The following is an 11,397-nucleotide window of genomic DNA, read 5'->3' as shown; positions in this document are numbered from 1 at the left end:
CCGTGGACAACCTCATTGCGCTGCTCGTCGCGGCGCCCCTGCTCGGAGCCGTCGTCCTGCTGTGCGGCGGCCGGCGGCTCGACAGGGCCGGGCACTGGCTCGGCACCCTGCTCGCCGCCGTCTCCTTCGGGATCGGCCTGGCGCTCTTCGCCGACATGCTCTCCAAGAGCGCCGACGACCGGGCCCTGCACCAGACGCTGTACACCTGGATCCCGGTCGAGGGCTTCCAGGCGGACATCGCCTTCCAGCTCGACCAGCTGTCGATGACCTTCGTGCTCCTCATCACCGGGGTCGGCACCCTCATCCACGTCTACTCGATCGGGTACATGGAGCACGACGAGCGGCGCCGCCGCTTCTTCGGCTACCTCAACCTGTTCGTCGCGGCGATGCTGCTGCTGGTCCTCGCCGACAACTACCTGCTGCTGTACTTCGGCTGGGAGGGCGTCGGCCTCGCCTCCTACCTCCTGATCGGCTTCTGGCAGCACAAGCCCAGCGCGGCCACCGCCGCCAAGAAGGCCTTCCTGGTCAACCGGGTCGGCGACATGGGCCTGTCGATCGCGATCATGCTGATGTTCACCACCTTCGGGAGCTTCGCCTTCGGGCCGGTCCTGGAGTCGGCCGGCGAGGCCTCCGAGGGCAAGCTCACGGCGATCGGCCTGATGCTGCTCCTGGCCGCCTGCGGCAAGTCCGCCCAGGTGCCGCTGCAGTCCTGGCTCGGTGACGCGATGGAGGGCCCGACCCCGGTCTCGGCCCTCATCCACGCCGCCACCATGGTCACCGCCGGCGTCTACCTGATCGTCCGCTCCGCCGACATCTTCAACGCGGCCCCCGACGCCCAGCTGGTCGTCACCGTGGTCGGCGCCGTCACGCTCCTCTTCGGTGCGATCGTCGGTTGCGCGAAGGACGACATCAAGAAGGCGCTGGCCGGCTCGACGATGTCGCAGATCGGCTACATGATCCTGGCGGCCGGCCTCGGCCCCATCGGCTACGCCTTCGCGATCATGCACCTGGTGACCCACGGCTTCTTCAAGGCCGGGCTCTTCCTCGGCGCCGGTTCGGTCATGCACGGCATGAACGACGAGGTCGACATGCGCCGCTACGGCGGGCTGCGGAAGTACATGCCGGTCACCTTCGTCACCTTCGGCCTCGGCTACCTGGCGATCATCGGCTTCCCCGGCCTGTCCGGCTTCTTCTCCAAGGACAAGATCATCGAGGCGGCCTTCGCCAAGGGCGGCACCGAGGGCTGGATCCTCGGCGCGGTCACCCTGCTGGGCGCCGCGATCACCGCGTACTACATGACCCGCGTGATGTTCATGACCTTCTTCGGCGAGAAGCGCTGGCAGCCCGACGAGAAGGGCGAGCTGCCGCACCCGCACGAGTCGCCCAAGTCCATGACGGTCCCGATGGTCCTGCTCGCCTTCGGCTCGGTCTTCGCCGGCGGAATCTTCGGCATCGGCGACCGCTTCGTGACGTGGCTGGAGCCGGTGACCTCTTTCGAGCACGGGCACCCGCCGATCAGCGCCGGGGCGATCACCACCGCCACCGTCGCCGTGATGGTCCTGGGCGTCGGCCTCGCCTACCTCCAGTACGGGCGCCGGCCGGTCCCGGTCGTCGCCCCGCGCGGCTCGCTGCTCACCCGGGCCGCCCGCCGCGACCTCCTCCAGGACGACTTCAACCACGTCGTCTTCGTCCGGGGCGGCACGCACCTCACGCGCTCCCTGGTCTACGTCGACCACAGCCTCGTCGACGGGGTCGTCAACGGCACCGCGGCCTCGGTCGGCGGACTGTCCGGCCGGCTCCGCAAGCTCCAGAACGGCTACGCCCGGTCGTACGCGGTCTCCATGTTCGGAGGTGCGGCGGTGCTCATCGCCGCGACCCTGCTGATGAGGGCGGTGTAACTCCCATGTCCTTCCCGCTCCTTACGGCGACGGCGGCGGTCCCGGCGGTCGGTGCGATCCTCACCGCCGCCGTGCCCGCGGCCCGGCGCACCGCGGCCAAGTGGTTCGCTCTGCTGGTCTCGCTCGTCACGCTCGTGCTCGCCGCCGTCGTCTTCGTGCGGTTCGAGCCCGGCGGCGACCGCTACCAGCTCGTCGAATCGCACTCCTGGATCAAGGACTTCGGCGTCCGCTACGAGCTCGGCGTGGACGGCATCGGGGTGGCGCTCATCGCGCTCACCGCGCTGCTGATCCCCTTCATCGTCCTCGCCGGCTGGCACGACGCCGACCCCCTGGAGACCTCCTCCACGCGGTGGCGGCCCACCCAGGGCTTCTTCGCCCTGATCCTCATGGTCGAGGCGATGGTGATCCTCTCCTTCGAGGCCACCGACGTCTTCCTCTTCTACATCCTGTTCGAAGCCATGCTCATCCCGATGTACTTCCTCATCGGCGGCTTCGGCGACCGCGCCCACGCGGGCTCCGACGAGAACGCGGCCGCCCAGCGCTCCTACGCGGCGGTCAAGTTCCTGCTCTACAACCTGGTCGGCGGCCTGATCATGCTGGCCGCGGTCATCGGGCTGTACGTGGTCGCGGGGAACTTCTCCCTCACGGAGATCGCCGAGGCGCGGGCCAACGGCTCGCTGGAGATGGCGACCGGCACCGAGCGGTGGCTGTTCCTCGGCTTCTTCTTCGCCTTCGCGGTGAAGGCCCCGCTGTGGCCGCTGCACACCTGGCTGCCGAACGCGATGGGGGAGGCCACCGCCCCCGTCGCCGTCCTCATCACCGCCGTCGTCGACAAGGTCGGCACCTTCGCGATGCTCCGCTTCTGCCTCGGGCTCTTCCCGGAGGCGTCGAAGTGGGCCACCCCGGTGATCATCGCCCTCGCGCTGATCAGCATCGTGTACGGGGCGCTGCTCGCCGTCGGCCAGCGGGACATCAAGCGCCTGGTCGCCTACGCGTCGATCTCGCACTTCGGCTTCATCATCATGGGCATCTTCGCGATGACCAGCCAGGGCCAGTCCGGCGCCACGCTCTACATGGTCAACCACGGCATCTCGACGGCCGCCCTGATGCTGGTCGCCGGCTTCCTGATCTCCCGGCGCGGCTCGCGGCTCATCGCCGACTACGGCGGTGTGCAGAAGGTGGCCCCGGTGCTCGCCGGGACCTTCCTGATCGGCGGCCTTGCCACCCTGTCGCTGCCCGGACTCGCCCCGTTCGTCAGCGAGTTCCTGGTCCTCGTCGGCACCTTCGCGCGCTACCCGGTGGCCGGGATCATCGCCACCACCGGCATCGTCCTCGCCGCGCTGTACGTCCTCGTCCTCTATCAGCGGACGATGACGGGCCCGGTGAAGGAGGAGGTGCGCGAGCTGCCGGACCTGCGGGCGCGCGAGCTCGCCGTGGTCGTCCCGCTGATCGCGGTGCTGATCTTCCTCGGGGTCTTCCCTAAGCCGCTGACGGACGTCGTCAACCCGGCGGTCCAGCACACCATGTCCGATGTCCAGCAGAAGGACCCGAGCCCGGAAGTGGAGGCGGCCAAGTGAGCCCGTACGCCGTCGCACCCGCTGTCCACAGCCTGTGGACGACGGCCGCCGAGCCGATCAACAAGATCCCGGCACCGCACATCGAGTACACCCAGCTCTCGCCCGTGCTCATCGTGGTGGGCGCGGCCGTCCTCAGTGTCCTCGTCGAGGCCTTCGTGCCGCGCAGGGGCCGCCACTACGCGCAGGTCTTCCTCAGCGTCCTCGCCCTCGTCGTCGCGTTCGCCGCGGTCGTCGGCCTCGCCGCCGGCGGCTACGGCACCACCAAGGCGCACCTCGCGGCGATGGGCGCCATCGCCGTCGACGGCCCCGCGCTGTTCCTCCAGGGCACGATCCTGCTCGCCTCGGTCGTCGCGGTCCTCACCTTCGCCGAGCGCAGGCTCGACCCGGCCGACCACGGCCACCGGGTCGACTCCTTCGCCGCCGAGGCCGCCGCGGTCCCCGGCAGCGAGCAGGAGCGGGCGGCCGTCAAGGCCGGCTTCACCACCACCGAGGTCTTCCCGCTCGCCCTGTTCGCGGTCGCCGGCATGCTGGTCTTCCCGGCGGCCAACGACCTGCTGACCCTGTTCATCGCGCTGGAGGTCTTCTCCCTCCCGCTCTACCTGCTGTGCGCGGTCGCCCGCCGCAAGCGCCTGCTCTCGCAGGAGGCCGCGGTCAAGTACTTCCTGCTCGGCGCGTTCTCCTCGGCGTTCCTGCTCTTCGGGATCGCCCTGCTCTACGGCTACGCGGGCTCCGTCTCGTACGCCGCGATCGCCGACGTCGTCGACGGCGCCGTCCCGGGGATCGACCCGGCGCTCGCCGACACCATGGGCAACGACGTGCTGCTGCTCATCGGCTTCGCCATGGTGCTGATGGGCCTGCTGTTCAAGGTCGGCGCCGTCCCGTTCCACATGTGGACCCCGGACGTCTACCAGGGCGCCCCGACCCCCGTCACCGGCTTCATGGCCGCCGCGACGAAGGTCGCCGCCTTCGGCGCGATGCTGCGCCTGCTGTACGTGGTGCTGCCCGGGCTCACCTGGGACTGGCGGCCGGTCATGTGGGGCGTCGCGATCGTCACCATGCTGGGCGGCGCGATCGTCGCCATCACCCAGACCGACATCAAGCGGCTGCTCGCGTACTCCTCGATCGCCCACGCCGGGTTCATCCTGGCCGGTGTCATCGCGGCCACGCCCAGCGGCGTCTCCTCGGTCCTGTTCTACCTGGGCGCCTACTCCTTCGTGACGATCGGCGCCTTCGCCGTGGTCACGCTGGTGCGGGACGCGGGCGGCGAGGCCACCCACCTCTCCAAGTGGGCCGGTCTGGGCCGTCGTTCGCCGCTGGTCGCGGCGGTCTTCGCGGTCTTCCTGCTCGCCTTCGCCGGCATCCCGCTGACCTCCGGGTTCTCCGGGAAGTTCGCGGTCTTCAAGGCGGCGGCGGACGGCGGCGCGGGCGCGCTGGTCGTGGTCGGCGTGATCTCGTCGGCGATCGCCGCGTTCTTCTACATCCGGGTGATCGTGCTGATGTTCTTCAGCGAGCCGAAGGCGGACGGCCCCACGGTCGCCGTGCCCTCGGGGCTCACCTCGGTGGCGATCACCGCCGGTGTGGTGGTCACGCTGGTGCTCGGCTTCGCGCCGCAGTACTTCCTGGACCTGGCGAACCAGGCGAGCGTGTTCGTGCGCTAGCCGTCACCGACGCGTCGACCGGCACCGTCCGCCGACGCCGTACGCCGGGGAAGGGCCCGGCCGCCCGACACGGGTGGCCGGGCCCTTTCGCGTACGCCTTCGGCCACCGGTTCGCCCACCGGGTCGCCCATCGCGGGGGGTTGTGTCATCGTGAGGGGCTGGATTGGTCTCGACCAGTCGAGGGAGGCCGCACGATGCGCGGGACCACCGCGTCGCCCGACACCCCCCACGCCGAGCCCCCGCGCGGCGCGCTGCCGGTGCACCGGCTGGAGGTCCGGCTCCCCGACGGCGTGCCGTTCGCCGTCGGCAGCTTCGACAGCATCGGCCCGATGTCCCGGGCCGCCTTCCCGCACCGCCACACCTTCTACGAGTTCGTCCACGTCACCCGGGGCACCGGCACCCACGTCGTCGACCTGGCCCGCTGGGAACTGCGCCCGCCGCATCTGGGCCTGATCCTGCCCGGGCAGGTCCACCACTGGGAGGACACCCGGGACCTGGACGGCACCGTCGTCCTGTTCACCCCCGAGTTCCTGCTCGACCACCCCGGCGACCGGGAGCTGCTGCGCCGCCTCGGCGAACACCCCTGGCTCCGCCTCGACCCGGACGAACACGCCCGCACCGCCCGGCTGATGGCCGAACTCACCGAGGAGTACGGCCGGGTGGACGCCGGCTTCGCCACCGTGCTCCGCTCGCTGCTGCACGTCCTGCTGGTGCGTACCGCCCGCCTCGGCGACCGCACGGGGGGACGGCGCCGGCCCCCGCCGCCCGGGCGGCACGCGGCCGTCGCCGAGGAGTTCGCCCGGCTGGCCGCCCGTACCGGAGCGGACGCCGCCCGGTCCGTACGGGAGTGCGCGGAGCGGATCGGGGTCACCCCCGGCTACCTCACGGAGGCCGTCCGGACGGCCCTGGGCCGCACCCCGGCCGAGCTGCTGCGGGAGGCCCGCGCCCAGGAGGCCCAGCGGCTGCTCGCCCGGACCGACCTGTCGGTGCGGCAGGTCGCGGCCCGGACCGGCTTCGAGGACCCCGCGTACTTCTGCCGCTTCTTCCGCCGGGAGGTCGGGATGAGCCCGGGGGACTTCCGAAAGCACCATGACCGCCGGGTTCCGTCCATCGAAGCGGGCCCCGGCGCGGCCTAGGTTTCTGCTCGATCGTTCAAGCCCCCCACCCGAGGAGCAGGCATGGACAGCGAGACCAGTACCGGGCACGTCACCCGCAAGGCCGTGTTACGCGCGGCGGTCGCGGCCGGCATGGCCGTCCCCACGGTGCTCATGGGCGTCCCCGCGCTCGCCCGCACGCTCGACCCGGGCGTGACGGAGCCCGCGCTCACGCCGGAGTGCGACGACGGCGACCACCCCACCGTCGCGCAGATCGAAGGCCCCTACTTCAAGCCCAACTCGCCCCTGCGGTCCAGCCTGTTGGAGGCGGGCACGCCCGGGGTGCGGCTCACCGTCAGCGGCTACGTCTTCGGGCGGGCCTGTCTGCCGGTGTCCGGGGCGCTGCTCGACTTCTGGCAGGCCGACACCAACGGCGCCTACGACAACACGGGCTTCCGCTTCCGGGGGCACCAGTTCACCGGCGCGGACGGCGCCTTCAGGCTGACCACGATCGTGCCGGGGCTCTACCCGGGCCGGACCCGGCACCTCCACGTCAAGGTCCAGGCCCCCGGCCGGCCGATCCTGACCACCCAGCTGTACTTCCCGGGGGAGCCGCGCAACAACACGGACTCGATCTTCGACGCGCGGCTGCTCATGACCGTGCGGGACGCGGGCGGGGCCAGGGAGGCGGCGTTCGACTTCGTCCTGGACGTGCCGCAGACCCCCGGCCCGAATCCCACGCCGACCCCGACCCCGACTCCGGGGCCCGGGGGCAGCTGGGCGGTGGGGACCGCGTACCGGGCGGGGGACGCGGTCACCTACGCCGGGCGGGGCTACGTGTGCCTCCAGGCGCACACGGCCCAGCCCGGCTGGGAGCCGCCGACGGTGCCCGCCCTGTGGCGGGCGGTCTGAGCCGGCGGCTCCGGGGCGGCTGAGGGAGCCCGAGGGGGTCAGCCCGCGTTCGGCGCGATCCGGCCGGTGACCTCGCCGAGCGCGACCCGGGTGCCGTCCGGGCCCGGGGCCCAGGCGGTCAGCGTGACCTCGTCGCCGTCCTCCAGGAACGTCCGCTTGCCGTCGGCCAGTTCGAGGGCGTCGCGGCCGTTCCAGGTGAGTTCGAGCAGCGAGCCGCGCTGGCCGACCTCGGGGCCGGAGACCGTGCCGGAGCCGTAGAGGTCGCCGGTGCGCAGGGAGGCGCCGTTCACCGTCATGTGGGCCAGCTGCTGGGCGGCGGTCCAGTACATGGTGGAGAACGGCGGCTCGGCCACCACCTCGCCGTTGATCGTCACCGTGATGCGCAGGTCGAAGCCGCCGGGCTCCTCCTCGGCGGCGTCGTCCAGGTACGGCAGCAGGGCGAAGTCGCGGGCCGGCGGCGCGACCCGGGCGGCGTCCAGGGCCTCCAGGGGCGTCACCCAGGCGGAGACGGAGGTCTGGAAGGACTTGCCGAGGAACGGGCCCAGCGGCACGTACTCCCAGGCCTGGATGTCGCGGGCCGACCAGTCGTTGAGCAGGGTCAGGCCGAAGACGTGCTCGCGGAAGTCGCCGAGGCCGACCGGGCGGCCCATCGCGGACGGGGTGCCGACGAGGAAGCCGACCTCCGCCTCGATGTCCAGCTTGACCGAGGGGCCGAAGACCGGCGCCGGATCCGTGGGCGCCTTGCGCTGGCCGGCCGGACGGACGACGTCGGTGCCGGAGACCACGACGGTGCCGGAGCGGCCGTGGTAGCCGATCGGCAGGTGCTTCCAGTTCGGGGTGAGCGGCTCGCCGTCGGGGCGGAAGATGTGGCCGACGTTGGTGGCGTGGTGCTCGCTCGCGTAGAAGTCGACGTAGTCGGCGACCTCGTACGGCAGGTGCAGGGTGACCGCGTCCAGCGGGTGCAGCAGCGGCTCGACGACCGGCCGGTGCGCGGGGACGGTCAGCCAGCCGGTGAGCGCGCGGCGCACGTCGCGCCAGGCGGTGCGGCCGGCGGCGAGCAGCGGGTTCAGGCTCGGCTGGGCGAGCAGCGCGGCGTACGGCGAGCCGAGCGCGTGGGCCGCGGCCCCCGCGTCGAGCACGTGCCCGCCGATCCGGACGCCGAGCCGGCGCCGGTCGGGCTCGTCGGCGGTGCTGAAGACGCCGTACGGAAGGTTGTGCGGGCCGAAGGGATCGCCCTCGGCCAGGTCGAGCGGGCTCTGCTGCTCGGGCATCGGTGCTTGCCTCGCTTTCCAGGTGTGTGGGGGACACGTTACGGGGCGGGCGGCGAGGCGCAGATGACATGTGTCACACGGAAAGCGGGGCCTCCGTGGGCAACTGTCCGGGTTCGCACGCTTTGCGTCCGCTGTGAGCTCGCTGTGTCGACGCGAACGCGTCAATACGACTATTCCGGGGTCGTATTCCAGTCATACGATCTCGTGGACGTCGCGCCGCGTGAGTTATCCGCAGGCGCGGCCCCCACAACTCTCCTTTCCTTTTGTCCGACCAGAAAAGGTCCATCTTGAAGATCCGTCGGATTCTCGCGACCGCCGTGGCCGCCGCCGTGACCACCCCGGTCGTGCTCCTCTCCGCCGCGCCCGCCTTCGCGGACACCAAGCCGGGTACCGCCGCCGAGCAGCGGACCAAGAAGCCCACGATCGAGGAGCTCCGGCTCGCGGTCACCAAGGCGCAGGCCGCGTACGACGCGGCCGTCGTCGCGGACTCGGACGCCCAGCGGGCCATGGACGAGTTCGACAAGCCCAGCAACCCGCTGGCCGTCACGCTCGCCGCGGCGAAGAAGGCCTCCGCCGAGGCCGCCGCCGCCAAGGTCCTCGCCGACGAGGCGCTGACGAAGGCCAAGGACGCGCTGGCCGCGCTGCCCGCCGACGCCCCGCAGGTCGACAAGGACGCCGCCCAGAAGGCCGTCGACGACGCCCAGAAGGCAGCCGACGAGGCGAAGACCACCGCCGAGACCAAGGCCGCGGCCTACACCGCAGCGGACAAAGCCTTCGACGACGCCGCAGTCGAGCTCTCGCGCAAGATCGGCAAGGCGCAGAAGGCCAAGGCCGACGCCCTCAAGACCCTCGACGCCGCCAAGGCCGCCCTCAAGGCCGCCGAGGAGGAGGAGCCGGGCGAGGACTGCGACTTCGACAAGAACTTCGTCACCACGCTCACCGGCCCGAAGAAGGTCACGGTCGGCACCAGCGCCGTCTACAACCTGCGCTTCACCAACAAGGGCAAGGAGCTGACCTTCGACGAGGTCGGCGGCTACGCCAACGCCTTCTCCCTGGACGACGGCCAGGACAAGTACCTCAGCGTGCTCTGGTCCTCGGCCAACAGCCCGAAGTGGCAGCCGGTCGACGAGGAGGAGGGCTTCTCCAGCCTCTCCGCGGTCAAGCCGGGCGGCTCCTTCGACTTCAAGCTGAAGGTCACCGTCGACGCCAAGGCCAAGGCCGGCGACGCGGTGCTGGCCGGTGGCGGTGGCTACATGAACAAGGACGGCTCCTGCGGCTTCAGCGACGAGGGCGCCTTCGCCGAGTTCACCGTCGTCAAGGCCGCCAAGCCCGCCCCGGGCAAGGGCACGGGCGGCTCCGGCAACGGTGGCTCCAGCACGGGTGGCAACGGCAACACCTCCCAGCAGGGCGGTTCGTCCGACACCGCGGTGACCGGCGGCACGTCCGGCTCCACCGGCGGCACCCTTGCCAAGACCGGTTCGAGCAACTCGACCCTGCCGATCGCCCTCACGGGCGGCGCGGCGGTCGTGCTCGGCGCCGGCGCGATGGTGCTCGTGCGTCGCCGTAAGGCCGGCGCGGACGCGTAATCGCGCGCGGACAGCGTGAGAGTGGCCCCGATTCCGCTTTCCGGGATCGGGGCCCCTTTTTTCTTTTGAAAGGCCCTTTTATGAAGTTCCGTCACATTCTCGCGACCGCCGTCGCCGCGGCCCTCACCGCACCCGTCGTGGCCCTTTCCGCCGCGCCCGCATTCGCGGACGTACGGCAGGAGGCGAAGCCGACGATCGAGCAGCTGCGGCTCGCGGTCACCAAGGCGCAGGCGGCGTACGACGCGGCCGTCACCGCGAACGCCGAGGTGCAGAAGAAGGTCCTCGCCACCCTCAAGTCGCTGGGCCCGGGCGGCGACCACCCGCTCGCCGTCGCCTCCGACGCGGCCGAGAAGGAGGCCAAGGCCGCCGCCGCCGCGAAGACGGAGGCCGACGCCGAGCTGGAGAAGGCGCGGGCCGGCCAGGACGCGCTGCCCGACGACGCGACCGCCGAGCAGGAGGCCGCGGCGCAGAAGGCCGTGGACGCCGCGCAGAAGGCCGTCGACCAGGCCGTGGCCGCGAAGACGGCGGCGGACGCGAAGGCCGAGCGCGCGAGCGGCGACTTGGTGGACGCGCAGGCCGCCGCCGCGCACGAGGCCGCCGTGGCCCGCTCCGCGAAGGAGGACGCCCTCAAGGCCCTCGACGCCGCCAAGAAGGAGCTCGCCGACGCCGAGAAGGCGGCGGGGGAGAAGGACTGCGCGCGGGACGACGTGCTGGCCGTCTCGATGACGGGTCCGAAGGCGATCGAGGCCGGCGGCAGCGGCGTCTTCACGTACCGAGTCACCAACACGAGCGAGCGCACCTTGGAGAAGGTGACGTCGAGCGCCTTCGCCTTCGGCTGGGATCGGATCGAGCAGGACTGGCGCCACGTGCACCTCGCGTGGTCCTCGGCGGACAGCCCGAAGTGGCAGACCGGCGGAAAGGGGTACGCCCACCTCTCCTCTGCGCTCAAGCCCGGTGGCTCCGTCGACTTCAAGCTCAGGGTGAGCGTGGACGCCGAGACCGAGTCCACCAAGGGTGAACTGGTCGTCGACCCGGCCCGCTACAGCGACACGACCGGCTCCTGCGGCGTCGCGAAGGACGGCGGCTACGAGCAGTTCGTCATCAGCCACAGGCCTGGCGAGCCGGCCCCCGACAAGGGCTCCGAGGAGGGCTCCGACAAGGGCTCCGGCAAGGGCTCCGGCAACGGCGACACCGCCGAGCAGGGCGGTTCGTCGCAGGCGCCGGTGACCGGCGGCACGTCCGGCACGTCCGGCACGTCCGGTGACGCCCTCGCGACCACCGGCGCGGACTTCTCGACCCTGCCGATCGCCCTGACGGGCGGCGCGGCGGTCGTGCTCGGCGCCGGCGCGATGGTGCTCGTGCGGCGCCGTAAGGCCGGCGCGGACGCGTAACCCCGTCAGG

8 protein-coding genes are annotated in these 11,397 nt (G+C 71.7%); 7 read left to right on the top strand and 1 reads right to left on the bottom strand.

Annotated features, from left to right (window positions below; all coding sequences use genetic code 11):
• Window positions 1-2 precede the first annotated feature (2 nt).
• The 5 genes from nuoL (at window position 3) to ABD981_RS17185 (ending at window position 7,139) form a co-directional block, all read left to right on the top strand.
• Window positions 3-1,898, top strand: coding sequence for an NADH-quinone oxidoreductase subunit L (nuoL, locus tag ABD981_RS17205; protein WP_046908840.1), 1,896 nt, complete (start codon window positions 3-5; stop codon window positions 1,896-1,898).
• Between the two features lie 5 nt (window positions 1,899-1,903).
• A complete protein-coding gene (locus tag ABD981_RS17200; protein ID WP_046908841.1) occupies window positions 1,904-3,475 on the top strand; it encodes an NADH-quinone oxidoreductase subunit M in 1,572 nt (523 codons plus the stop codon).
• On the top strand, window positions 3,472-5,133 hold the full coding sequence (nuoN, locus tag ABD981_RS17195; protein ID WP_046908842.1) for an NADH-quinone oxidoreductase subunit NuoN: 1,662 nt from the start codon (window positions 3,472-3,474) through the stop codon (window positions 5,131-5,133). The genes ABD981_RS17200 and nuoN overlap by 4 nt, the downstream gene beginning before the upstream one ends.
• Before the next feature lie 194 nt (window positions 5,134-5,327).
• Entirely contained in the window at window positions 5,328-6,269 is a 942-nt protein-coding gene (locus ABD981_RS17190; protein WP_046908843.1) for a helix-turn-helix transcriptional regulator, read from the top strand.
• Between the two features lie 42 nt (window positions 6,270-6,311).
• Entirely contained in the window at window positions 6,312-7,139 is an 828-nt protein-coding gene (locus ABD981_RS17185) for a dioxygenase family protein (protein ID WP_046908844.1), read from the top strand.
• 38 nt (window positions 7,140-7,177) lie between these two features.
• On the opposite strand, the gene fahA is transcribed toward ABD981_RS17185, so the two are convergent.
• Window positions 7,178-8,410, bottom strand: a complete 1,233-nt coding sequence (fahA, locus tag ABD981_RS17180) for a fumarylacetoacetase (RefSeq protein ID WP_046908845.1) — start codon at window positions 8,408-8,410, stop codon at window positions 7,178-7,180.
• 287 nt (window positions 8,411-8,697) lie between these two features.
• On the opposite strand from fahA, the gene ABD981_RS17175 reads away from it, so the two are divergent.
• Together ABD981_RS17175 and ABD981_RS17170 are read left to right on the top strand one after the other, a co-directional pair.
• Complete coding sequence (locus ABD981_RS17175) at window positions 8,698-9,996, top strand: LPXTG cell wall anchor domain-containing protein (RefSeq protein WP_046908846.1); 1,299 nt, start codon at window positions 8,698-8,700, stop codon at window positions 9,994-9,996.
• An 80-nt stretch (window positions 9,997-10,076) separates the two neighbouring features.
• The gene (locus tag ABD981_RS17170) at window positions 10,077-11,387 is read left to right on the top strand and encodes a hypothetical protein (RefSeq protein WP_046908847.1); all 1,311 of its coding nucleotides are present in this window, start codon (window positions 10,077-10,079) and stop codon (window positions 11,385-11,387) included.
• Window positions 11,388-11,397: the final 10 nt, after the last annotated feature.

It is taken from the genome of Streptomyces showdoensis, assembly GCF_039535475.1.
Lineage (GTDB): Bacteria > Actinomycetota > Actinomycetes > Streptomycetales > Streptomycetaceae > Streptomyces > Streptomyces showdoensis.
Note: the sequence above shows the minus strand (reverse complement) of the source record. Positions and strands in the feature narration are given on the sequence as shown.

Bases quoted from the DNA above. Each gene is read 5' to 3' on its own strand.
- ABD981_RS17185 (WP_046908844.1), top strand. From the start codon at position 6,312: ATGGACAGCGAGACCAGTACCGGGCACGTCACCCGCAAGGCCGTGTTA.
- ABD981_RS17190 (WP_046908843.1), top strand. From the start codon at position 5,328: ATGCGCGGGACCACCGCGTCGCCCGACACCCCCCACGCCGAGCCCCCG.
- fahA (WP_046908845.1), bottom strand. From the start codon at position 8,410: ATGCCCGAGCAGCAGAGCCCGCTCGACCTGGCCGAGGGCGATCCCTTC.
- ABD981_RS17200 (WP_046908841.1), top strand. From the start codon at position 1,904: ATGTCCTTCCCGCTCCTTACGGCGACGGCGGCGGTCCCGGCGGTCGGT.
- ABD981_RS17170 (WP_046908847.1), top strand. From the start codon at position 10,077: ATGAAGTTCCGTCACATTCTCGCGACCGCCGTCGCCGCGGCCCTCACC.